Annotated in this window: 20 protein-coding genes and 1 pseudogene; 11 read left to right on the top strand and 10 right to left on the bottom strand. The window is 61.4% G+C overall.

The genetic code is table 11. The features are described 5' to 3' along the window. The first annotated feature begins 227 nt into the window (after positions 1-227). Positions 228-437 (top strand): TOBE domain-containing protein, encoded by a 210-nt coding sequence (locus GGD57_RS01155; protein WP_184466060.1) that lies wholly within the window; start codon positions 228-230, stop codon positions 435-437. Between the two features lie 4 nt (positions 438-441). Here the strand turns inward: GGD57_RS01155 and GGD57_RS01150 are convergent, their stop codons facing one another. Further along, positions 442-933, bottom strand: coding sequence for a GAF domain-containing protein (locus GGD57_RS01150; RefSeq protein WP_184466058.1), 492 nt, complete (start codon positions 931-933; stop codon positions 442-444). 268 nt (positions 934-1,201) lie between these two features. After that, positions 1,202-2,074: a LysR family transcriptional regulator gene (locus tag GGD57_RS01145; protein WP_184466495.1), complete on the bottom strand. Its 873-nt coding sequence runs from the start codon at positions 2,072-2,074 to the stop codon at positions 1,202-1,204. A gap of 102 nt (positions 2,075-2,176) precedes the next feature. On the opposite strand from GGD57_RS01145, the gene GGD57_RS01140 reads away from it, so the two are divergent. The 3 genes from GGD57_RS01140 to GGD57_RS01130 all read left to right on the top strand — a co-directional run bounded on the left by GGD57_RS01140 (position 2,177) and on the right by GGD57_RS01130 (position 7,298). After that, on the top strand, positions 2,177-3,187 hold the full coding sequence (locus GGD57_RS01140; protein ID WP_184466056.1) for a YeiH family protein: 1,011 nt from the start codon (positions 2,177-2,179) through the stop codon (positions 3,185-3,187). Positions 3,188-3,298: 111 nt separating this feature from the next. Next, positions 3,299-6,544 carry an adenylate/guanylate cyclase domain-containing protein gene (locus GGD57_RS01135; RefSeq protein ID WP_184466493.1) on the top strand — a complete coding sequence of 1,082 codons (3,246 nt, stop codon included), beginning with the start codon at positions 3,299-3,301 and terminating at the stop codon, positions 6,542-6,544. Positions 6,545-6,617: 73 nt separating this feature from the next. Next, on the top strand, positions 6,618-7,298 hold the full coding sequence (locus GGD57_RS01130) for a peroxiredoxin-like family protein (protein WP_184466054.1): 681 nt from the start codon (positions 6,618-6,620) through the stop codon (positions 7,296-7,298). Between the two features lie 143 nt (positions 7,299-7,441). Here the strand turns inward: GGD57_RS01130 and GGD57_RS01125 are convergent, their stop codons facing one another. Then, complete coding sequence (locus GGD57_RS01125; RefSeq protein WP_184466052.1) at positions 7,442-10,285, bottom strand: M16 family metallopeptidase; 2,844 nt, start codon at positions 10,283-10,285, stop codon at positions 7,442-7,444. 312 nt (positions 10,286-10,597) lie between these two features. Between GGD57_RS01125 and GGD57_RS01120 the strand changes: the two genes are divergently transcribed. Continuing rightward, a complete protein-coding gene (locus GGD57_RS01120; protein ID WP_184466049.1) occupies positions 10,598-11,587 on the top strand; it encodes a substrate-binding domain-containing protein in 990 nt (329 codons plus the stop codon). 62 nt (positions 11,588-11,649) lie between these two features. On the opposite strand, the gene GGD57_RS01115 is transcribed toward GGD57_RS01120, so the two are convergent. The 7 genes from GGD57_RS01115 to GGD57_RS01085 all read right to left on the bottom strand — a co-directional run bounded on the left by GGD57_RS01115 (position 11,650) and on the right by GGD57_RS01085 (position 17,581). After that, on the bottom strand, positions 11,650-12,915 hold the full coding sequence (locus GGD57_RS01115) for an ABC transporter substrate-binding protein (protein WP_184466047.1): 1,266 nt from the start codon (positions 12,913-12,915) through the stop codon (positions 11,650-11,652). 26 nt (positions 12,916-12,941) lie between these two features. Continuing rightward, positions 12,942-13,778, bottom strand: a complete 837-nt coding sequence (locus tag GGD57_RS01110; RefSeq protein ID WP_184466045.1) for a carbohydrate ABC transporter permease — start codon at positions 13,776-13,778, stop codon at positions 12,942-12,944. Next, on the bottom strand, positions 13,775-14,698 hold the full coding sequence (locus GGD57_RS01105) for a carbohydrate ABC transporter permease (RefSeq protein WP_184466043.1): 924 nt from the start codon (positions 14,696-14,698) through the stop codon (positions 13,775-13,777). Before GGD57_RS01105 ends, GGD57_RS01110 begins: the two co-directional genes overlap by 4 nt. Beyond that, a complete protein-coding gene (locus tag GGD57_RS01100; protein WP_184466041.1) occupies positions 14,691-15,872 on the bottom strand; it encodes an ABC transporter ATP-binding protein in 1,182 nt (393 codons plus the stop codon). Before GGD57_RS01100 ends, GGD57_RS01105 begins: the two co-directional genes overlap by 8 nt. Beyond that, the gene (locus GGD57_RS01095) at positions 15,869-16,699 is read right to left on the bottom strand and encodes a metallophosphoesterase family protein (protein WP_184466039.1); all 831 of its coding nucleotides are present in this window, start codon (positions 16,697-16,699) and stop codon (positions 15,869-15,871) included. The genes GGD57_RS01100 and GGD57_RS01095 overlap by 4 nt, the downstream gene beginning before the upstream one ends. A gap of 187 nt (positions 16,700-16,886) precedes the next feature. Beyond that, complete coding sequence (locus tag GGD57_RS01090; RefSeq protein ID WP_184466037.1) at positions 16,887-17,282, bottom strand: hypothetical protein; 396 nt, start codon at positions 17,280-17,282, stop codon at positions 16,887-16,889. A 110-nt stretch (positions 17,283-17,392) separates the two neighbouring features. After that, positions 17,393-17,581: a hypothetical protein gene (locus GGD57_RS01085; protein WP_010068214.1), complete on the bottom strand. Its 189-nt coding sequence runs from the start codon at positions 17,579-17,581 to the stop codon at positions 17,393-17,395. 621 nt (positions 17,582-18,202) lie between these two features. Here GGD57_RS01085 and GGD57_RS01080 point away from each other — a divergent pair. The 6 genes and pseudogenes from GGD57_RS01080 to GGD57_RS01055 form a co-directional block, all read left to right on the top strand. Continuing rightward, positions 18,203-18,481: pseudogene (locus tag GGD57_RS01080) on the top strand (calcium-binding protein); the annotation flags it as partial. A gap of 130 nt (positions 18,482-18,611) precedes the next feature. Next, positions 18,612-18,914, top strand: a complete 303-nt coding sequence (locus GGD57_RS01075; RefSeq protein WP_184466035.1) for a hypothetical protein — start codon at positions 18,612-18,614, stop codon at positions 18,912-18,914. Between the two features lie 41 nt (positions 18,915-18,955). After that, complete coding sequence (locus tag GGD57_RS01070; RefSeq protein ID WP_184466033.1) at positions 18,956-19,459, top strand: winged helix-turn-helix transcriptional regulator; 504 nt, start codon at positions 18,956-18,958, stop codon at positions 19,457-19,459. A gap of 12 nt (positions 19,460-19,471) precedes the next feature. Continuing rightward, a complete protein-coding gene (gene fabF / locus GGD57_RS01065; protein ID WP_184466031.1) occupies positions 19,472-20,737 on the top strand; it encodes a beta-ketoacyl-ACP synthase II in 1,266 nt (421 codons plus the stop codon). Between the two features lie 81 nt (positions 20,738-20,818). Further along, the gene (locus GGD57_RS01060; protein ID WP_126910686.1) at positions 20,819-21,247 is read left to right on the top strand and encodes a DUF4864 domain-containing protein; all 429 of its coding nucleotides are present in this window, start codon (positions 20,819-20,821) and stop codon (positions 21,245-21,247) included. 109 nt (positions 21,248-21,356) lie between these two features. Beyond that, a complete protein-coding gene (locus GGD57_RS01055) occupies positions 21,357-22,442 on the top strand; it encodes an acyltransferase family protein (protein WP_184466029.1) in 1,086 nt (361 codons plus the stop codon). Positions 22,443-22,534: the final 92 nt, after the last annotated feature.

The raw sequence follows: 22,534 nt of genomic DNA, 5'->3' as shown, positions 1-22,534 counted from the left end.
GGGTCGACATGTCGTTGTAATCAAACGGCATTCTCTTGTTCCATAATCTGTCTTATGCGATTTTTGTTTAGCCGCAAAGTTAAAGTGTCCTGTTTCTGCAAAATTGGAATGTCACTCTCTCCGCGTTTGATGACGTGGGAGTTTGCGGATTGGGTCGAGCCCTGTCTTACCCTCCTATCCCATGGTAAGGCAGTCGTCCGAATTGCATGAACCCGAGGAGAAACGTCATGAAAATCAGCGCCCGCAATCGCCTGAAAGGCAAGATTGTCGAAGTCACCAAGGGCGCGACAACCGCGCATGTCCGCATCGACATCGGCGATGGCGTCATCGTCACTTCCTCCATCACCAACGAAGCCGTGGACGAACTCGGTCTCGCCGTTGGCGGAAATGCCTATGCGGTCGTCAAGGCCTCCGACGTGATGGTCGCGGTCGACTGATCCTTCAGAGAGCGCTTGCTGCGACATAGATTGCGGCAAGCGCCTCGAACCCGGCTTGATCCTCGGCATCGAAACGACGGGCCGTTGGACTGTCGAGATCGAGCACGCCGACAACTCGGCCATCCTTGACCAGCGGGATCACCAGCTCCGATCGGGAAGCGGCGTCGCAGGCGATATGTCCGGGAAATTCGTGAACGTCCGGAACCAGCACGGAACGAGCTTCCGCAACCGCTGTCCCACAGACGCCCTTGCCGACGGCAATGCGCACGCAGGCGACCTTGCCTTGGAACGGTCCGAGGACCAATTCGTTTTCCGATTTCAGGAAATAGAATCCCGCCCAGTTCAGATCGGGAACAAGGTCGAAGACAAGTGCCGAGAGGTTTGCGGCATTGGCGACGGCATCCCGTTCGCCTTCCAGAAGCCCCTGAAGCTGGCCTGCAAGTTCGCGGTAGAAGGTGGGTTTGTCGCCCTGCCCTATACTCTTGGTGACGTACATGTCGGTTACCCCAATGGCTGATCCGGAGCTTCGACGGCTAACCTTCTTGCAAATGCACCGTGTGCCGTGGGCTCAGGGCCGTCCCTGCCTCGACTATCACGGCCACGGCGGAAGGCGATCCAACGACCGCCACGATATTGTACGCCATCAACTCCCCTCGGAACACAGCCACCTGAGATAACATTTGATATGACTGCCTTCAACGGAAGGTTCTCGCTGCGAATGGATTCCCCGCATGCAAGCGGACAGAAAGGCTTCCATCCACCCATCAAGCGTGGGCGCGGCAGAATGCCTCGAATTCCCGCGCAGGCGCCGTCCGATGTCGCTCTTTGTGCCTCAGCAAGGTGAACCGTCGCGGCGGAAGCTCGATGTCTAGCATTCGCAACTGCCCGTTCTCGATGAAGGGCATGACGATCGCCTCGGAAAGCGCCGTGGCGCAGCCGCAGCTTCGCACGGCTGAAAGCACGGCTTCGTTCGAAGGGAGCACCAGCGAGATGTCGAGGGTGGAAGGGTCGACGTGAAGCTCGCGCAGCGACTGTTCGAGCACGGAACGTGTTCCGGAACCCGACTCGCGCATGATCCACTTCAAGTGACCAAGATCCCCGGCTTCGATATCGTCGCGGTTTTCAGATCCGACGACGAGAACCAGCCTGTCGCTTGTTATCATCGAGTTCGAGAGCGCGGGCTCATCGACAAGCCCTTCGATGAAGCCCAGTTCCGCGTCGCCCTGCACGACAGCCGCAGCAACGGTCGTCGTATTGCCGATCGTCAAATTGATATCGATGCCGGGATAGGCGTGGGAGAAACCGAGAAGCCGCGAAGGCAGCCAGTAATTGGCGATGGTGTGGCTGGCATGGATATCGAGCGTCCCCGTCTTGAGCATGCCAAGCTCGGCGAGAACCGCCTCGGTTGCTTTCACTCTGGCCAGCGTCTCCTTGGCCTCCCGCAGAAGGACGGCCCCTTCCCTGGTCAATTGAATGCCGCGGCCAACCCGGTCGAAGAGCTTCACGCGATAAAACGTCTCCAGCGCCTTGACGGACGCGCTGACTGCGGAGGGCGTCAGCCCAAGAGCCGAAGCAGCCCGCGTGAGATGCTGCCGCTCCGCGACTGCCACAAAAATCGAAAGCTGCTCGAAAGTCATGGACAATCGTTCTCCATATAAGAATGAAATGTCAAGAATTATTCGATGGATGAGGACGAATCGGAGGAATAACCTACAGATAGAAATTCTGTTGGATATTTCATGTCGTCACTATCCAAATTATTAGAAATGCTTCCCGGCCTCATTGCATCCGTTGTTATAACCGTATTGGCGCAAGCCATGGTTTCTCTGGAGAAAGCCGTGGCTGGCTTCGAAATCATCGACGGCCTGGTCTTCGCCATCATCCTGGGCACTGTGTTGCAGACATTCCTGGGTCTGCCGCCCCGTTTCCATGCGGGGGTCGCCTTCTCGAGCAAGATTCTGCTGGAATTTGCCATCTTGCTTCTCGGCGCATCCGTCAGCCTGGCAACCGTTGCCGCGGCCGGCACCACCATGATCGTGATCGTCATCGGAACGGTGCTTCTGTCGCTGGCGACGAGCTATGGGATCTGCAGGATGCTTGGTCTTCACGACCAGTTGGCAACACTCGTTGCCTGCGGCAATTCGATTTGCGGGAATTCTGCGATCGTCGCTGCGGCGCCGGTGATCGGCGCCCGCCCGGACGACGTGGCATCGTCGATTGCCTTCACGGCGGCACTCGGAATAGTCGTCGTGCTGGCGCTGCCGCCGGCCTTTGCGATAATGCATCTCACAGAATGGCAATATGGCGTTCTTGCCGGGATGACGGTCTACGCGGTTCCGCAGGTTCTTGCGGCAACCACCCCTGTCGGCGCCGTCAGCGTACAGGTCGGCACGATCGTGAAGCTCATGCGGGTCCTGATGCTTGGGCCTGTCGTGCTGCTGTTGCGGTTCAAGAGGGATGCAGAACATCCCGCCCAAATCTCGCTCGCGCACCTCGTGCCATGGTTTATCGTCGGATTCTTCGCGATGATGGGCTTGCGGAGTTTCGACCTCATCCCCCAGCAGCTCGCGACAGCAGCGAAGGAGACCTCCTCCGTGCTGACGATCGTCTCGATGGCCGCCCTTGGCCTGTCCGTGAACATGCGGACGGTATTTGCCTCCGGCGGGCGCGTGCTGCTGGCGGGCGTGTTGTCGATGCTGGCACTGGCATGCATGAGCGCCATCGGGTTGACGATCCTTCACACCCACTGAAATCCCGCTTGCGGGCCTCTCGCAGCAGGTTCATGCTGGTTCCTTGTTGGAAGCCCGCCGGCTGTGGCTGGAAATAGCCGTCATATCCCGGGTGTTCGTGAGACGCGTGCGATGGAGTGCGCCGGCTGCGGTTTGGAGATTCAGAGCGGTTTTGCTTTCTGTCCGCAATGCGGCGCAAGGCAGCCTGTCTCGTGTGCCGCATGCGGCTACCCTTGCCAGCCCAACTTTGCCTTCTGCCCCCAATGCGGCGCGTCGATATCCGGTAAGGTCCAATCCGTATCGAAGCCCAGCATCGAGGCGGTGCCGTCCAAATCGGAGGGCGATGCCGACCGGCGGCCGGTCACGGTGCTGTTTGCCGATCTCTGCGGCTTCACGGCGCTGAGCGAGCAGATCGATCCTGAAGTCATGCGGGTGCTGCAGAACGAATTGTTCGAAGAGATGACGCAGGCGGTCGATGCCTATGGCGGCTTCGTCGACAAATTCGTCGGCGATGCGCTGCTGGCGCTGTTCGGCGCACCGGTCGCCCATGAGGACGATCCGGTCCGGGCTCTCGGCGCCGCCCTCGATATGATCCGCCGGGCAACCGAGGTCGGCGAGCGCTGGCACGCACGCGCCGGCGTGCCGTTGCGTCTGCATATCGGCATCAATAGCGGCCCTGTGGTCACCGGCGGTTTCGGCGCGGTCAGTGCAAAATCCTATTCGGTCACCGGCGATACGGTGAACACCGCCCAACGCCTGCAATCCATGGCCGGTGAAAACGATATCCTGGTCGGGCCGCTGACCTATCGCCTCACCCGCCATGCCTTTGCCTTCGACAGTCTCGGCGCGCAGACCTTGCGCGGCAAAAGCGGAAACGTCCTCGTTCACCGGCTGACAGGGCTGCTGGAAGCGCCGCATACGGCGCGCGGGCTGGAAAGTTTCGGCCTTCAGGCGCCGATGGTCGGACGGGATGCGGAGCTGTCGCGGCTGCTGACATGCCTCGACCTTGCCTGCGGCGGTGCAGCACAGCTCGTCCGCCTGATCGGCGAAGCCGGTATCGGCAAATCGCGGCTCGCCAACGAATTCATCGCCATCGCCGGCACGGCGACCCGTTTCCCGGGTCTTGCCATCCGCAAGGCGACCTGTTCTCCGCTCGGCGAACAATCCTACGGCACGCTCGCTGCGGTCGTGCGCAGCGCTTACGGCATCGGCGAGCGGGATGATCTCGACCGGACACGGCAGCTGCTGACCACGGGGTTCCGCGCGCTCGATCTCACCCAGGAGGATGTCGAGGGACTGTTGCCCCTGTTTCAGCACGTCCTCGGTCTCGGTGATCCCGAGGGCGCGTTGCGCCACATCGAGCCGGAGCAGTTGAGGCGGCAGATCTTCTATGCGGTCCGCACCGTCTTCGAGCGGCGGCTCGCGCAAAGTCCGCTGCTGCTCGTCATCGAGGATCTGCACTGGGCGGACGCCGCCTCGCTCGAGGTGCTGCGCTTCATGATGGATCGGCTGGAGCGCAGCCGGCTGATGCTGCTTGCGGTCTACCGGCCGACATCGCAGACCGACCCGCTCGATTCCAATCGCGTCAACGTCACTGTCCAACGCCTCGGCGCCCTCGCCGCAGCCGATGGGCAGAGGCTGCTTGCCGCCTTTTTCGGCGAGGGTCATGGCAAGTTGCCGGTCGCGATGCGCAAACACATTCTCGACCGGGCCGGCGGCAACCCGCTTTTCATCGAAGAAATCCTTCGGGCGCTGATCGATATGGGCACGTTGCACAATGATGGGCAGCGCTGGCAACTCGCCGCCGACGACACGGACGTCGATATACCGGTCAACCTGCAAGCCCTGTTGCTTGCCCGTGTCGATCGTCTGCCGCAGGAGATCAGACGCCTGGCCCAGGAGGCAGCGGTGGTCGGCCCGAAGTTCGACACCGCCCTGCTCCGCACCATCGCCGCCGACCCGTCCGCCGTCGATGCGGCGTTGGATTATCTCTGCGACGCCAATATCACCGAGGAATTGCGCGGGCCCGATGCCGCGATATCGCCGGGCTACCGCTTCAGCCAGACGCTGATGCACGATGTCGTCTACCACAATCTCCTTCTGCAACGGCGCATGGAGCTGCATCTTCGGATCGGCCGGGTTCTGGAACGCCAATATGGCCTGGCGCCCGAGCGGCCCGAGCATCTGGCCCAGCTCGGCCATCACTTCAGCCTGACCGCGGAAAAAGCCAAAGGCGCCGGCTATCTGATGGCGGCGGGCGATCTGGCGCGCAAGACCTACGCCAACGACGACGCCATGCGGCTCTACCGCCAGGCCCTTGCGACCTTCGCAAACGAGCCGGAGGCCACGACAGAGCAATTGGCGCTGCTGGAGCGTCTTGCCGATCTCTGCGCCCCGGCCGGCCGCCGCGACGATGCCTTGAACCACTATCAGCAGGCGCTTGCGATCCATCGCGCCAGAGACGACCGGATCGCCGCGGCGAGGATATTGCGGAAGATCGGCCGCCTGCATCTCGATGCAGGGCGGCGCGACCAGGCGGAGACACATTGCGCCGCGGCCGAGGTGATGATCGCAACGATCGATGCGCCGGTCGAACATGCGCATCTCTTGCAGGAGCGCGGCCATCTGGCCTTCCGCATGGGCGATCAGGCTGCAGCCGCCGAGTGGGCGACGCAGGCGCTGCAATGCCTGCAAACCTTGCCGATCGACGGAACGACCGAGGTCGGACGGGAGGCGGCGCGCGCAATGGCGGAGGCGCTGAATACCAAGGGGGCCGCTCTTGCGCGGCTCGGACGCCGCCGCGATGCCGTGCAGGAAGTGGAGCACAGCCTCTCTGTGGCCGAAAAGGCCGATCTGCAAAGTGCCGCCTGTCGCGCCTATTCCAATCTCGGCGTGCTCTACACGATCGTCGATCCGGCCAATGCCATCAAGATCTGCCGGCGCGGTCTTGAGGTCGCGACCCGTATCGGCGATCTCGGCTTTCAGGCGCGCCTTCTCGCCAATCTTGCGGTTTCCTGCTGCACCTTCACCGATCGCTGCGCCGCCGAGGGTGTGCCGGCAGCGGAAAAGGCCGTCGAAATCGACCGGGCGCTCGACCAGCGCGACCACCTCTCCGTACCGCTGATCGTCCTCGGGCAGATCCATCAATGCCAGGGGCAGCCGAAGCTAGCCCGTAAGTATTACGAGGAAGCCCTTGAGGTTGCACAGGAAATTGACGAGCCGCAGCTGCTCTTTCCGTGTTATGATGGCTTGGCGACACTGAGCCTCGAACATGACGACATGGACGAGGCGGAACGGTATTTCACGCTGGCACAGGAAGTGTGCATCCGCCACAACCTCGATCCAGGCACACTCGTCGTTTTGCCGTTTCTCGACTGAACGTCCTCGTTCGGAGGATTGCTGGAGATCGATTAATCAAATCGATTCAAATGCATATAGGGAGGAATTCATCATGCAGGAGAACCATTCGGAACGACCGTTGCAGCCTGGAGATCGCGCGCCCAACGTGGTGCTGGATGCGATCACCCGCCAGGGCAAAATCGCCATCGACGATTTTCGCGGCCAGAAGCCGGTGCTCGTCGGCTTGTTCCGCGGGCTGCATTGTCCCTTCTGCCGCCGGCAGATCGCCGCCATGGCCGAACTTACTGGTGCATTGCAGGAGAAAGGCATCGACAGCCTGACGGTCGTCAATACGCCGATCGACCGCGCCCGCCTCTATTTCCGCTATCATCCGCTTCCCAATCTGCTGGCGGCCTCCGACCCGGAACGGGTTTCGCACAGGGCCTTCGGCTTGCCGAATCTTCAGTTCACGGAGGACGAAAACGACTGGCCGCACAAAGTCAGCATGAGCACGGTGACCTCGATGCGTATCGACATGCCGGGTGAACTCCCCGAGCCGATGGACGTGATGGCGGCGGTGGAATATCTCGACAAGGCGGATGGCTATGAATTCACCGAGGATGACACCCAGATGATCGCTACCGGCCATGGCCAGTTGGTCGGCGAATTCCTGCTCGATCGCGATGGCGTCGTGCGCTGGTGCTTCACCGAAGTCGAGGACGGCGGCCGTCATATGTTCGGCGGTCCCGCCCCCCGGGAGGTGATGTCGGCAGCGTCGAATATGGCTGTTTGAGACGGAGGCCTGAAATCATCCTGATTTAAGGACGCGAAGCCAGCCACCACCCCTGAAAGGCTGCGATCTCCCGCGTGCGCAGCGCCCTTGGCGCGGCGGCGATGTCGTGCGCCCACTTCGATATCGCAACCGCGCCTCGCCCGCTATCTTACCGCCGCCGGCAGCACTTCGAATTTCCAGAATTTTTCCGGACTGAAATAGGTTGTGGCGAACTTGCGGATATCCCCGGCGGTCACCTTGCCGTAGCCGCTGAGATTGTCGCGTATCCGGTCTAGACGACGCGAATCCGCCTGAGCGTGATGCAGGTATTCAATCCAATATTCGTTGCCCTGCTGCTGATGCTTCAGTGTCTCAATAATGGGTTCCCGGGCACGCGCGAGCTCATCCGGAGAGACATCATGAGCGCTGAGATCATTGGCGATCTCGTCGACAAGTGCGTAGAAGCGCGCGACTTTTTCCGGCTCCGTCTCGACGTAGAAATAGGCGTAGCCGTAGCCGGGAACTTCTCCTGACAGGTCGACGTCGCCCTGCAGGGCATAACTTGCTCCTTCGGCGATACGAAACTGGTCGATCAAACGGTTCTGAAAAATCTGGGTGGCGACATTGGCGGTGAAGGACCGCGGCAGATCGGAGAGCAGATCGCCAATGGGAGCCCCGACGACGGCGCCGGCACTATCCGATCTTCCGTTGTGGGTCTGCAAGACGGGCGTCTTGGTCGTGGGAAAACGCACCTCGTTCGAATTGTTGCCCGGCGCCGCCTCCAGGCGTGGCGGCAAGGCGCCGAAGGTTTCAGCCGTCAGCCGGATTGCTTCGTCCACGGTTACATCGCCGACGATGGTGATATCGATCGGGCCGTCGGAAACCATCGGCCGGAACAGTGCCTCGAAACTGTCCGGCTTGGCGGCTGACAATTGCTGGCGATCGGGGAAGGTCCAGCGCGGGTCGCCCGAATGCGCGAGGCCTGCGAAATCTCGGCTGATAACGCCACCGGGGGTGGAATCATATTGATCGAGGCCGCTCAAATAGGCTTGCTGCACACGCTTGAACGCCTCGGAACGGTAGGCGGGATCAGAGGTGTAAGCCGTCATCAGTTGCAGTTGCGTGGCAAGATCTTCAGGCCGTGTGCGGCCGTCGAACTTGAAGGAGCTGTCGCCGATCGAGAAATCGACGCCGACGATATTGGCCGCCAGCGCCTTCTGTATATCCTGGTAATCCATGGCCTTCAGGCCGGACAGCGCGACGGCCGGAGATGCCCAGATCGGGACGGAGCGGTCCTGCGGCAGGTCCAGCCGACCGCGACCGATATCCTCGCGCACCAGCACTTCGTTGGCACGCAGCTTGGTTGGCTTGACGGTAAGGCGCACGCCGTTGGAAAAGCGCACCATGGTCAAACCGAGATCGTCGACGGAGCGCCGTTCGATCACGGCCCCCGGTTCGCCGAAATGGGTGTAGGGCCAGACGACATCGGCGGCACCGGACGGCGCCGAAACGGCAATGGCTTTCGACGTATCATAGACTTGCCGAACCGTATCGGCTCCGCCCTGCGGCGATTGGGCCGTCTGCAGCACGACCTGCGGGCCATTGCCGGAGAAAGCCTGTTGCAGGGCCTGATTGACCTCGGCCGCAGTGACGTTCTTCGTGATCGTCTCGAACAGCGAAAGGTCTTCGGCGGGCGAGGTGAAGACTTGACCGTCATCGACGCTGCTCGCCAGCGAGGAAGCAATGTCGGTGGTCGTGCGCGTCGCGGCTCCGGCCGCAGCAGCCTGGAGGAACGAGCGATATTCGAGAATTTCGCGATCGAGCTCAGCCTGCGCGACACCGAACTGCTGGATGCGCCGCTGTTCCTGGTCAATGGTCGTCAGCGCCGCCTGCCATTTGTCGGTCTCTGAATTTGCCGTGATCAAAACGACATGAGCGGAATCGAGCAGATCCTGTGAGCCGGCGATCGCACTGATGAAAGGGGCATCCGCCTTGCTGGCGATGGTGCTCAGCCTCCGCTTGAGCACCAGAAGGCCGAGATCTTCAATAAGCTGAGTTCGGCGCTTGGCAGAGGTGTCGGGCGCAGCGTCATAGGGGCGCGTCCAGGCGATCTGAACGCTGGTCATACCGCCCGGAACAACGAGAGCGTCGACGCTCTCATCTTTCGTCTCCAACGTGCCAAGATCCGGTTCTGCCGGCGCCGGACCCACGGGCTTCCAGTCGCCGAAGCGCTGCCGGATTTCCTTTTCCATGGCGGCCGGGTCGATATCGCCCACCACCATCAGCGTTGCCCGATCGGGCCGGTAATTGGCCCGGTAATAATCGCGGACGAGATCCACCGGCGCATTGCTGATGATGTCGGCTTTTCCGATCGGCGTGCGGATGGTCGCGCGCCGGCCGGCGAGCAACGAATTCATGATTCCGAGCCCGGCGCGATACTGCGGCGTATCGCGCAGCCGCTCTTCCGACAGGATGACACCGCGTTCGCGATTGAAGGCGCCGGCATCGAGCGTCAGCTCGCTCGCCGTTTCCCGCATCAGCATCAGGCCCGTCGAAACCGTGTCGGCATCGACCTCGGGAAGATCGAGCGCGTAGACAGTTTCGTCATAAGAGGTATGGGCGTTGGTGTCCGGTCCGAATGCCAGGCCCTTGCGCTGCAGGATACGGATCATCTCGCCTTCGGCGACATGCGTCGACCCCTTGAAGGCCATATGCTCGAGGAAATGCGCAAGGCCCTGCTGGTTGTCGTTTTCCTCAAGCGAGCCGGAGCCGATGCGAAAGCGGATCGATGCCTGTCCGGGCGGCGTGGCGTTACGCATGATCGCAAACCGCATACCGTTGGCGAGCATGCCGAAATGGACATCGGAGTCGGCTTGGAGGTCGCTTTGCGTTTGCGGCCAAGCCACGGACGGCGTGTCCGAATAGGCAGGCGACGCGAAGTTTACGACAAGGGAGACCGTCGCGAGAAACCACCAAGCGGCGGCACGTTGCGTTTGTTTTAAAGACATCTTATCCAGGCAATGAGCATGAGGGGGGAAATGACGTTGATCGGACTATTCCACAGGTTGTATATCGCTTCAACTTTCCTGTTTGCGAATGGATAAGAAGCAGATAATTCCGGCGAGACTACGGAACCTGACATAAATCTCAGATTTTTTATGTAAGCAATTAAAATAGCTTCATTTTTCATAATTGCAGCTGAGCGAAACAGAGCTGCGTCTCACCGATCCGCCTCACAGTCTTCGTTCAAGTGTCAGATCACTGTCATCGAGCCCGCCTAAAGGCTTGCGCTTTGACGCTGTCAGCAGGAGGCGTTTTCGATGGCGACATTGCAGCAGGTCGCGTTCCGGGCGGGATGCTCGCTGGCGACCGCAAGCCGCGTTCTCAACCGCAATGGACCGGCCAGCGACCTGATGGTGCGCAAGGTGCGCCGCGCCGCCGCCGAACTGGGTTATCGCTCGACCAGCCATTCCGTCGGACGGCTCGGACGCAGGCCGGTGGTCGGCGTACTGATCCCGAGCATCACCAATCCGGTCTTTGCTTCGTCACTGTCGAGTATCCAGAACCGCATGCTGGTAGCCGGCCATGGTGTCTTGATCGCCCAGTCGAATTACGATCCGGCCCGTGAGGCCGATGCCGTTGCGGCGCTGCTGAACGACCGGCCGACAGGGCTGATCCTGACCGTCTGCGATCCGTCGACCAGCGAGGCGCTGCTTGCCCGGCTGCCGCCGACCGTGCTGCTCCACAACCTGCCGACGGCGCAATTTCCGGCGGCGGTCACCGCCGACAATCGCGGTGCCGGCCGGGAGATCGCCACCTTCCTGATCGGTATGGGCCATCGCCGCATTCTCTTCCTCTCCGGCAATTTCGCCGCCTCCGACCGGGCGCGGCTTCGCTACCAGGGCTATCTCGACGCGATGGCCGAGGCCGGGCTGGAACCACTCGATGTCGTGCAGATCCCCTTCGTCGGCAGCTACGACCAGCTCGATCTCAGCACTGTCATGACCTCGCTTTCGCCGACGGCAATCATCGCCTCCAACGATCTTCTGGCGCTCGGCGTCATCGGCGCGCTGAAGCGCGAGGGGTTCTCGGTACCGGGGGATGTTTCGGTCGCCGGCTTCGACGGCATCGCCATCGGCCGGCTGATCGATCCGCCGCTGACGACGATCGAAATGCCGGATGCCAGCATGGGGGCGACGGCAGCATCGCTGCTTCTCGACATGGCGGAAAATGCCGCCCCTGCCCGCCATCTCGATGTCGCCTATACGTTGCGCCGCGGCGGCACGGTGCGGCCCATCCGAGACGCTTGAAAACAAGAAGGGCCGCCATGCGCTCGGCGTGGCGGCCCGGCTCTTTCCTATCGGAAAAGCGATCAGCTGCGCGGCAGCATGCCCTCGACATCGGCGGCCGCGTCGTCGAGCGCTTCCTTCGGCTCGGCCGACTGATCGACGATGCGCGAGAGGTTATCGACGATCGTCTGCGTGACCTTGACGCCGTTCGAGCCCGGGAAGGCATACCAGGGGGTCATCACCGGCATCTGGCTGAGGCCGGCCTGGAACAGCGGGTTCTGCTTGTAGAAATCGCCGAGATACTCGGCCGACTTGGCGGCAAGCTCGTTGTTCGGGACATAACCGGTGCCCGGCACGACGACGGAAGCGCCGTAAGGGCCGGCGGCGAACTTGGCGAACTTCCACGCGGCATCCTGCTTGGCGGCGTCATGGGTGAGGATGACGACGGCGTTACCACCGGTCGGCAGATGGCCGTTCACCGGATCGATTAGCGGGATCTTGGCGGTGCGCAGATCGAATTTGCCGCCGACATTCTTGATGGTGTTGCGCAGCGCGCCTGTCGTCTGGAATTCGAAACCGACCTTGCCGGCTGCGAAAGCCTGTTCGCCGGCGGGCTTGGTGAAGACGGGCATGCCGCCTTCGGCGACCAGGCGATGCAGGACCTCGACAGCCTTCTGGCCTTCCGGACCGTTGAAGGCGACCTTGCTTTCGTCCTCGCTCAGCATCCTGCCGCCGGCGCCGAAGAGCAGTGCGGAAAACATCCAGTCGTCGCCCTGCCAGCGGAAATCGATGCCGTCGACGCCATTGCCAAGCGCCTTGATCTTACCGCCGAGCGCGATGACCTCATCCCATGTCTTCGGCGGATTGTCGGGATCGCCGCCGGCCGCCTTCACCAGATCGGCGTTGTAATACATGATCGGATTGGAGGTGGCGAAAGCGAGACCCACCTGCTTGCCCTTGACCTGGGCGAGCTTCAGGATCGTGTCGGAGAAGCCCTGCTCGGCCATGTTGCCGTCCTTCTTGACGAGCGGGCCGAGGTCGACGGCGACGTCGCGCTCGTCGAGCATGCGCAGGCGGTTCAGGCCGATGAAGGTGATGTCGGGCATTTCGCTGGTGCCGACCTGGCGAAGGATCGTCTGGATGCCTTCTTCATAGGTTGCCGAGGGGCTGGCGAACTGGATCTTGATGTCGGGGTTTTCTTCCATGAACTTCTTCGAGATCGTGTCCATCACGTCCTTGAAGAAGCCGGGCATCGGGTAATGAACCGTCAGCGTCGTCTCGGCCTGCGCGGGAAGCGCGACTGCCATCGATACGGCCGCTGCGGCGAGCAGCTGGGTGATAAGTTTCATCGCTCGTTCTCCTGAGTTGAAACCGGTCAGCCTTTGAGACCGGTCATGGTGATGCCCTCGACGAACCGCTTCTGCGCAAGCAGGAAGGCGGCGACGAGGGGAAGGGTAATGATCAGGGTGGCCGCCATCAGTGCGCCGTAGTCGTCGCCGGCCTCGGCGGCGCGGAAATACATCAGCCCGAGCGGCGGCGTGGCATAGTCCTGTTTGCTGACGACGATCAGCGGCCAGTAGAGATCGTTCCAATGGGCAACGACCGAGAAGATGGCAAAGGCAGTGACCGCCGGCCAGGCATTCGGCACGATGACACGGGCGACGATGCCGAGCTCCGACATGCCGTCGAGACGGGCGGCATGGATGAGATCGTCCGGCATGGCGCGAAAGAATTGCAGGAACATGAAGATCGCGAAGACCGAAATGGTGAAGGGCGCGACAAGGGCGGCGTAGCTGTTGAGCAGCGAGGCGCGATCGAAGGCGACGTAAAGCGGCAACGCCGTCGCATGGATCGGCACCAACAGGCCGAGCATGACCAGCACCATCAAGGCACGGGCAGCACCGAAACGCAGCTTCGCCATGGCGTAGGCGCAAGGGATCGCCACCAGCACCTGGAAGAAGAAGATCAGCCCGCAGACGACGACGCCGTTCCACAAGAGGCGGCCCATCGGCACCCGGGTCAAGGCCTTGGCGAAATTCTCGATATAGGCGAGATGCGCCGGAAACAACGACAGCGACGAGGTGAAGATGTCGCTTTGCGTCTTGCCGGCCGCCGAGATCATGAAAATGTAGGGCGACAGGAAAACGATCGCCCCAAGCGAAAGCAGGCTCAGGCGGATGAGCCTGCCGAGGGAAAAAGCGCTCGTCATCATGTGTAATGCACCCGGCGGTCGAGAATTCGGTACTGCAGGAACATCAGCACCACGAGGATCAGCAGAAACATCACCGTCATCGCCGAGGCATAACCGACACGCAGATAGACGAAACCCTCCTGGTAGATGGTGAAAAGCAGCACTTCCGAGCCTTTGTTCGGGCCGCCATCCGTCAGCATCTTGACTGTCTCGAAGACCTTGACCGCATTGGTGATGCTGATGGTGATGACGAAGAGCGTCGTCGGCCCGAGCATCGGCCAGGTCACCAGCAGGAAGCGGTCGAGGGACGATCTGGCGCCATCGACTTCGGCGGCCGCATAAAGCTCGCGCGGGATCGCCGTCAGCCCGGCCAGGAACAGCACCATGTTGAAGCCGGTCGATTGCCAGACGCCGATGATCGACAGGCTGTAAAGCACCGTGCCGGAGCTGCCGAGCCAGTTCGGGCCTGGCAATCCGACGAGCGCCAGCAGCGCGTTGACCGGGCCGATCGTCGGGTGGAACATATATTGCCACACCGTCGCCATGGCGACGATCAGCGAGGCGACCGGCAGGAAATAGGCGGTGCGGAAGACACTGCGCGCAGCCGTCTCGCTCTCGATCAGCATGGCGATGCCGAGGCCGAGCAGGATCGAAACCGGCGCGACGATCGCCGTATAGACCGTCGTGTTCCACAGCGACTTGCGGAAGGTACGGTCGGTGATCAGATGCGCGTAATTCTCGAAGCCGACGAAACGGAACTTGCCGTAGCCGAGTTCGAAATCGGTGAAACCGAGCACGACGACAGCTGCGACCGGCAACAGCACGAAGAGAAAAAGCAGGATCATCGCCGGCAGCACCAGCATCCAGGCGATGCGGGCCTCACCGCGCCGATGGGCAATGGCGGAATTGTCAAGGATGGCCAGGGAGGCGACGCTAGCCATGCGCCCTCTCCCGCTCTGCCTCGCCGCCAGCGTGATCGGCCGGCCCGGCGACGAAGCCGGCCAGCCGGCTGCCGTCCTCGGCAAAAATCAGCGTGCGGCCGGGCGACAGTCGCAGCCCGACCGGATCGCCGGCCGCAAGGCCTGCGGCTTCCGACGGCTGAACCTTGGCGACGACGGTCTCGCCGACTGCATCGAGCCGGCAATGAAGAATGACCTCGGACCCGAGGAACTCGGTGCGTTCGATATGGGCGGCAAGGCCGTCGTGCCGGTTCTTGGAGAGAAAGACGAATTCGGGGCGGACGGCGAGCGTCACCGGCATCTTCCTGCCGGGGGCATTTTCCAGTGTCAGGCGCAAGCCGCCGAATGCAATGGTTCCGCCATTGGCTTCGGCCGGCAGCAGGTTAATGCGCGGCTGGCCGATGAAGCGGGCGACCTCGATATGAGCGGGATCGTCATAGATGACCTCGGGGCTTGCGATCTGCAGCAATCGGCCGCCCAGCATGACGGCGACGCGGTCGGCCATCGACAGCGCTTCCGCCTGGTCATGGGTGACATAGAGCGTCGGCACGCCGGCGCGCCGATGCAGGTCGACGATCTCGCCACGGGCATGGACGCGCAGGTTGGCGTCGAGATTGGACAGCGGCTCGTCCATCAGGAAGATGCTCGGCTGGCGAACCATGGCGCGGGCGAGCGCCACGCGCTGACGCTGGCCGCCCGACATCTGGCCGGGCTTGCGGTCGAGCAGGTGGTCGATCTTGAGCGATGTCGCCATCTCCCTGACGTCGCGGGCGATCGCCGCGCGGGTGGCGCGCTGGCCCGGCATCAACGACCCCAGAAAAGGCAGCCGCTGCATCCTTGAAAGCCGGCGCATCGCCAGCGGCACGGCGATATTCTCAGAGGCCGTCAGGTGCGGATAAAGCGCGTAGGACTGAAAGACCATGGCGATGTTGCGGTCGGCGGCCGCCACACCGGACATATCTTGCCCGCTAATCAGGATTTCGCCGCGGTCGGCATGGTCGAGGCCGGCAAGCACACGCAGCAGCGTGCTCTTGCCGCAGCCGGAGGGGCCGACCAGCGCGATGAATTCGCCGGCCTCGACGTCGAGGCTGACGCCATCGAGGATTTGGTTGCCGCCGAAGGCCTTGGTGATGCCGCGAAGCGAAAGCGCGCTCATTCGGCAGGCTCCCGCGGTTTGACCGCCTGGGGATAGACCTCGTGCACCACATCGTCGAGCACGTAAGCGGTCATGCCGGGAACGGCGACGATCTCGCTTTCGACCGATGTATCGAATTCATGAACGACGGCGCCGATCAGGCGCTCGCCCGGCATCTCGCGTTCCATCTTGTCGATGACGAAGGCAGCCGAAGGCCCCCAGGTCAGCTGGGTATTGTCGAAACGACCCTGCCAGGCCCAATGGAGATGACCGCTGGCAAACAGCGCCACGTCATGGGCCGATATCAGATCATAAAGCCGCCGGCGCTGGGCCGGGCGAACGCTCCAATAGCCGGTATCGCCTTCATCGGCTGCATCGACGAACAGAGGTTTATGCGCAAAGAGTGCCACGCGCCGCCCTGCCCGGTCTTCGAGCGCCTTGGCGAGCCATTCGAACTGGGCCTCTTCCTCGTCATCCTCATGGCCGAGAAGCAGCGAGTTCAATCCGATGAAACGCCAGCCGGCCGCATCCTCCAGCCAGCGATCGTCACCGGCAAGGCTGCGCCAGCGGGCCAGCCGCTCGGCGTTGACGGGCTGGTCGGTTTCCCTGAAATGACCGACATCGTGATTGCCGGGAACGATCAGCATCGGGATCGACACCTGGCGCATCAGATCCATCGAGAAGGTGATATCCTCGGCCTTGTCGGCGCCATCGACGGTGAGATCGCCTGTGTGGACGATCAGGTCGGCGCCAGTCGCTTCGATCCAGGTCAGAAGCGGCGCCCAGTTGCCGTTGAAATGCGGCTTGTTCGGGCTGAAATGCGTGTCGGTAATCTGAATGATTTTCATGAGGGCGCGTCTCCGAGACCTGGAAGCGCGTCATGGACGCTCCCTTCTCGGGCCCTCTCTAGAAGGCTCCCATGTCAATCAGACATCCGCGGTTTTCAGCTGTTTCTCATTATCGACATCGATTTGTCACATAGGCGAAGGCCAGCCGCCGAAATGGGGCCGGCCAGTCTTCACGATTATATGGCGATCAGTGCCTCGGCGCGTTGGCGGGAATGGACGACACCGTTGCCGAGACAGGGTCGCTTGCTGGAAACGAGTCCTCGAGACCTTCGTTGAGTTCCTCCTCCAGCGTTTGGCTGTCATGGCTTGAGCGTGCGCTCGGCTGGCCGATCAAACCCTTGCTGCCTTCGTCGAAATTGCTGTTGCTCAAGGCATCGTAACGGTTGATGCTGCCGTCTGCTTCACGGCCGGAAAAGGCGGTCAGCTGAACCATCATCACCCTGGCGTGGTCGAGCGCCGTCGAGCTGTCGAGCTCGCCATGGGAATTATCGATTTTGACGGAAACCGACTCGCCTCCCTCGCCCAGGAATTCGACGGTGAAGAAGTCGCCGGCCTGCGTCACCCGAGTATCGATCAACTGCATGGTAACCTCCTGTGTTCATGCCGGATCAACGGCAATCGGGATCAGGAGTTCCACGGCAACGCCATTTCAGCGCAGGCGGCCCGCGTCAGGCGGAGGGGAAGCGAGAACCTTCAGGCGAAGCCAAGCGGCAGTTTGTCCAGTTTTCTGTCGGCGCCGTAGTCGCGCTCATGCGGCGAGCGGCGACGGCCGTCGTGGCGGCTGGAAAGGTCGATCCGGTTTTCGGCAAAGATCCCATCGGGATAGGTGCCGGTATCATGGCAATCGGCGTCGATCTTCGGGGCAAGGATTTTCAGGATCATCGGGTTTCCTCCGCGGCGCACCATCAACATTCGGAAAGGCCGCTTCGTTCCATTTATAAATCCTGAATTATTAATAAATTAACCATAAGCGCCCGCCCGGGCGCGGACAACAATACGGCATTGAGCGCTCCTGCCATGGCTCTGATCTTCGCCGCGATAGCGTCTGATCAACCTCCCCGCTGCCGTCAGCTTCACCGAGAATATTCTCTCGATTCTCGAGGAAGCAGCGTCATCGCCGCCGTCGCCATCACACAAAAATGCAAGCATAGATTACATAATAAATATCGCCCGAAATGGGCCACATTGGCAACAACATAGCATGGTCAACGGAGCAGAACTGCACGGCCCTCCCCGTGTATTAAATCGAATTGGTTATAGCAAATGGGTATCCATTCCCATCACCAATTCCCTTGTAAACCGGGAGAAAAACATATGCCTCAAGCCGTTTGCATAAACGATATTATCCGCTCCTTTGGCATTGATACGCATATCGACCACACAGACGGAAATTATTCCAACGCCGGAGACGTCGTTAAGGCTCTCGACGATCTCGGCCTCGACACGGCTCCCGATCACGCTCCCAACTCCGCTTCCGACCCCAACGGACAAACCCGTCTCGGCGATGTGGGCGTCGACAAGATCCAGGATTTTTCCTCGGCCGCGGGCGACAAGCTGTTGCTCGACCATGCGATTTTCGTCGAACTCAGCCTGTCCGGATTTTCGGATGCGAATTTCGTTGTCGGAACGAAAGCGCTCCAGGCCGATGATAGGCTGATCTACGATCGGGCCAGCGGCATTCTAGCCTTTGACGCGGATGGAAGCGCGGCGGGCACAGCGATCCATGTCGCCGATCTCGACAATTCTCCGGCGCTTCACTTCAAAGATATCGTGCTGATCTGACTCGGCCAGGCACGCCCTCTTCAGGGGCGGCTGATGTTTCCCCGGCAATTGCTTGATCAATGTCCTCTTGCCGGAGCGGGAATCCCTGCCAGATTCTCCGTTGACGCCACTCGCATCAGCGGAGAAGCCTTTGCCCTGGATCGCCTATATCGCTCATTTCATCGCCGCCGCCTTTCTGACCAACGGCATCCCGCATTTCGTCAACGGCGTCAGCGGCCGGGCTTTCCGCATCCCCTTGGCGCAACAGGGCAGACTCGGTTCGCCCATGGCGAATGTCGTCTGGGGCTGGGTGAATTTCCTGATCGCCTTCCTGCTCTTTGCCAATATCGGTCCGCTCTATATCGGAACGCCGGGTGATACGATCTTCGTGGCGGCCGGCATGCTCGTCGCCGGCGTGCTGCTCGCCCGGTTTTTCGAAGGCAGCGCTCGATAGTAACTTGCATGATGATAGTCACTGATATAGTGACATTGGCCATGCAACGGACAAGCTTCAGTCAATTCAAATGCCCGGCGGCGCGTGCGCTCGACAGCGTCGGCGATTGGTGGAGCATCCTGATCCTGCGCGACGCCTTTCAAGGGCTGTCGCGCTTCGACGATTTTCAGAAGAGCCTTGGCGTGGCGCCGAACATCCTGACGCGGCGGTTGAAACATCTGACGGATCAGGGGCTGTTCGAACGGCGGCTCTACCATCAGCGCCCTGCCCGCTACGAATATGTGCTGACGGACAAGGGCCGCGATTTCTTTCCGGTGCTGATGACGCTGTTTTCTTGGGGAAGCCGTCATATTCCGGAAGAAGACCTCGCCTTTCTGCTCGGCGATGCCGCAGGCAAAGCGCGCGAAACGATGCTCGTGGACGCACGGACCGGCGAGGAAGTGACACCCGAAAACACCCGCCTGCTTGCGGGCCCCGCAGCCGACGACGAGGTGCACGCGCGGATCGCCCGTATGCGCGCCTGGTATCTCGGCATCGACGCCTAGAAGGAGAATAGAATGGATCGCATCGTCGTCACAGGCATGGGACTTGTCTGCCCACTCGGCACCGGCGTCGAGCCGGCCTGGAAACGCCTCCTCGACGGCGCCTCGGGTCTCAGAGTGCTGACCGACGATGTCGTCGGTGAACTCTCGGCCAAGGTCGGCGGTGTCGTTCCCGGCATCGCCGAGGACGACCAGGCAGGTTTCGATCCCGACCGTTACATCTCGCCCAAGGACCAGAAGAAGATGGACCGCTTCATCCAGTTCGCCATGGCGGCGACGGAGGAAGCGGTGAAACAGGCCGGCTGGATGCCGACCGACGAAGCGGCGCGAGAGCGCACCGCGACGATCATCGCCTCAGGGGTCGGCGGCTTTCCCGCCATCGCCGAAGCGGTGCGCATCGGCGAGGCACGCGGCGTGCGGCGGCTGTCGCCCTTTACCGTGCCGTCCTTCCTCGTCAACCTCGCTGCCGGCCAGGTCAGCATCCGCTACGGCTTCAAGGGGCCGCTCGGCGCGCCGGTAACGGCCTGTGCGGCAAGCGTCCAGGCAATCGGCGATGCGGCGCGGCTGATCCGCTCCGGCGAAGCCGATGTGGCGATCTGCGGCGGCGCCGAGGCCTGCATCGACAAGGTGAGCCTCGGCGGCTTTGCCGCTGCGCGAGCTCTTTCCACCGGTTTCAACGAGACGCCGGATCTTGCCTCCAGACCCTTCGACACGGCGCGCGACGGCTTCGTCATGGGTGAAGGCGCCGGCATTCTGGTCATCGAAAGGCTGGAGCATGCGCTGGCCCGCGGGGCGACGCCGCTTGCCGAACTCGTCGGCTACGGCACGGCGGCGGACGCCTACCACATGACGTCGGGTCCCGAAGACGGCGACGGCGCCCGCCGGGCGATGGCAGCAGCGCTCCGGCAGGCTGAGATCCCGGCATCCGAGGTCAAGCACCTCAACGCACACGCCACCTCGACGCCGGTCGGCGACAAAGGCGAGATCGCGGCAATCGCCACGATCTTCGGCCGCGATGGCGACATTGCCGTCAGCGCCACGAAATCGGCGACCGGCCATCTGCTCGGAGCGGCCGGCGGGCTCGAGGCGATCTTCACCATCCTTGCGCTGCGCGACCAGATCGCGCCGCCGACCCGCAATCTCGACGAAGCCGATCCCGCCGCCGACGGCATCGATATTGTCGGCAAGACGGCGCGGCCGCTGGCGATGGACTACGCGATCACCAACGGTTTCGGCTTCGGCGGAGTGAATGCCAGCGCCCTCTTCCGCCGCTGGCCGTAAAGTCCGCTTTCCTTGCGCTGAAATTCGCTTACACTTCCGCTCTATCGGGGCTCGCTCCCCGATGGAGCCGGAGATCAATCCATGCGCGCCTTTCTCGCAGTTCTCATTCTGTGTGCCGCGTCCGCCCTCTCTCCTCTCGCAGCCCGTGCCGAAGATCCGATCGACACGACACGAACGATGATCGAGGAGCAGATCAAAGCCTTCCTCAAGGACGATGCCGAGACCGCCTATTCCTTCGCCGCTCCCGGCATCAAGGCGATGTATCCCGACAAGAACCTGTTTTTCGCCATGGTGAAGAAGAGCTACGAACCGGTCTATCACCCCGGCAACTACGCCTTCGGCCGCAGCCGCTCGATCGATAACGGCGCGCTGATCTATCATGAGGTGCTGATTTCAGGCCGCGACGGCAAGGACTGGACAGCGATCTACCAGCTCACCCGCCAGCCTGACGGCAGCTACAGGATCAACGGCGTGCAGATCATGCCGGATGCGGACAGCAAGGGCATCTGACGCGCTGTTTCCTTTCTCGGCCAGACACCCAATAGAGTGCACGGTGCCGTTGTGCTAATGATTTCTAAATCCTCCTGCAGTAACAAAATGCCAACGGAGGGTTGTTACGGTGAACACTGGCAAGCAATTTTTCACAGCTCTTGAGGGCTTGCGAGGCATTGCGGCCGTCATGGTCATGTTCCTTCATACCGGCGGCACGCTCGGTCCGATGCCGGCGAATATCAGCTACCTCGCCGTTGACCTCTTCTTTCTGCTGAGCGGCGTCGTTCTTGCACATTCATACGAAAAGCCACTGATAACGGGACAGATTTCGCCTGCCGGATTTCTGTTGCAGCGTATCATTCGGCTTTATCCTCTTTATCTTCTTTCGCTTCCGATCGGCGTTTTCAGCTTTGCACTTCAAAACGGCTTGGACTACTCCACGCTGGCAGGGCTTGTGCTAAAGGCGATCCTGTTCATTCCAAGCACAAATTTGGAAAGTCTCTTTCCTCTCAACGGACCGACCTGGTCGCTCTTCTTCGAGCTTTGGGCGGGGATGCTGTTCTCCGTTCTTCTGATACGACTATCACTCAGAAGCCTGCTCGCCATCGCCTTGGGGACTGCGGGCATGACCATGTATGGGGCATTGGCCGGAGGCAACCTCGACATCGGTCACCAGCCGAGCTACTTCATCTTTGGCTTTTCAAGAGTGCTGTTCTCATTCACGCTGGGGATCTGCCTTTACAGGCTATATGACATCCAGAAGCCGACGACAGCCAATAACGGGAATAGGATCGGCCTTCTCCTATGTGGATGCCTGATCTCCATCGCAGGCATTTCGGCCCGCATTTTCTTCGGTTTCCCGTATTTTGATTTCTTTATATGCCTCGTGGTTTTTCCGGCCATCGTCTGGCTGGGGATGCACACAAGGCAGACCGGGCTGGTCGAGCTGCTCTTCCGTTGGCTCGGCAGACTTTCCTATCCGATTTATATTCTCCATGCGCCGATCTTCAGTGCGCTGCAGACACTGCGGCAGATGGGCTTTGATCTTCCGGCCTCCCCGGCAGCCGGCATGGCCGTCGTGATCGCGATTTTCATTGCGGCTGGCATCGTCGCCATTCGCTTCGACGAACCTGTGCGCAAAAAGCTCCGAAAGATGGTTGCGCCAATTCGGGTGTCTGTGGTCCCAGCGGTCGGCAACGCGGGAGCGAATTAGAGCATGTCGCGCAAAAGTGTGCAGCGGTTTTGCGGCAACGACATGCGGAAAACAAAGACCTAAAGCGCGAAGAGCGAATCTGAAAGATCGCG

The organism is Rhizobium esperanzae (genome assembly GCF_014197615.1).
Lineage (GTDB): Bacteria > Pseudomonadota > Alphaproteobacteria > Rhizobiales > Rhizobiaceae > Rhizobium > Rhizobium esperanzae_A.
This window is presented reverse-complemented; position numbering and strand designations above follow the sequence as displayed.

Excerpts from the sequence above, each read along its gene's own strand:
- GGD57_RS01155 (WP_184466060.1), top strand. The coding sequence starts at position 228 with ATGAAAATCAGCGCCCGCAATCGCCTGAAAGGCAAGATTGTCGAAGTC.
- GGD57_RS01150 (WP_184466058.1), bottom strand. The coding sequence starts at position 933 with ATGTACGTCACCAAGAGTATAGGGCAGGGCGACAAACCCACCTTCTAC.
- GGD57_RS01145 (WP_184466495.1), bottom strand. The coding sequence starts at position 2,074 with ATGACTTTCGAGCAGCTTTCGATTTTTGTGGCAGTCGCGGAGCGGCAG.
- GGD57_RS01140 (WP_184466056.1), top strand. The coding sequence starts at position 2,177 with ATGTCGTCACTATCCAAATTATTAGAAATGCTTCCCGGCCTCATTGCA.
- GGD57_RS01135 (WP_184466493.1), top strand. The coding sequence starts at position 3,299 with ATGGAGTGCGCCGGCTGCGGTTTGGAGATTCAGAGCGGTTTTGCTTTC.
- GGD57_RS01130 (WP_184466054.1), top strand. The coding sequence starts at position 6,618 with ATGCAGGAGAACCATTCGGAACGACCGTTGCAGCCTGGAGATCGCGCG.
- GGD57_RS01125 (WP_184466052.1), bottom strand. The coding sequence starts at position 10,285 with ATGTCTTTAAAACAAACGCAACGTGCCGCCGCTTGGTGGTTTCTCGCG.
- GGD57_RS01120 (WP_184466049.1), top strand. The coding sequence starts at position 10,598 with ATGGCGACATTGCAGCAGGTCGCGTTCCGGGCGGGATGCTCGCTGGCG.
- GGD57_RS01115 (WP_184466047.1), bottom strand. The coding sequence starts at position 12,915 with ATGAAACTTATCACCCAGCTGCTCGCCGCAGCGGCCGTATCGATGGCA.
- GGD57_RS01110 (WP_184466045.1), bottom strand. The coding sequence starts at position 13,778 with ATGATGACGAGCGCTTTTTCCCTCGGCAGGCTCATCCGCCTGAGCCTG.
- GGD57_RS01105 (WP_184466043.1), bottom strand. The coding sequence starts at position 14,698 with ATGGCTAGCGTCGCCTCCCTGGCCATCCTTGACAATTCCGCCATTGCC.
- GGD57_RS01100 (WP_184466041.1), bottom strand. The coding sequence starts at position 15,872 with ATGAGCGCGCTTTCGCTTCGCGGCATCACCAAGGCCTTCGGCGGCAAC.
- GGD57_RS01095 (WP_184466039.1), bottom strand. The coding sequence starts at position 16,699 with ATGAAAATCATTCAGATTACCGACACGCATTTCAGCCCGAACAAGCCG.
- GGD57_RS01090 (WP_184466037.1), bottom strand. The coding sequence starts at position 17,282 with ATGCAGTTGATCGATACTCGGGTGACGCAGGCCGGCGACTTCTTCACC.
- GGD57_RS01085 (WP_010068214.1), bottom strand. The coding sequence starts at position 17,581 with ATGATCCTGAAAATCCTTGCCCCGAAGATCGACGCCGATTGCCATGAT.
- GGD57_RS01070 (WP_184466033.1), top strand. The coding sequence starts at position 18,956 with ATGCAACGGACAAGCTTCAGTCAATTCAAATGCCCGGCGGCGCGTGCG.
- fabF (WP_184466031.1), top strand. The coding sequence starts at position 19,472 with ATGGATCGCATCGTCGTCACAGGCATGGGACTTGTCTGCCCACTCGGC.
- GGD57_RS01060 (WP_126910686.1), top strand. The coding sequence starts at position 20,819 with ATGCGCGCCTTTCTCGCAGTTCTCATTCTGTGTGCCGCGTCCGCCCTC.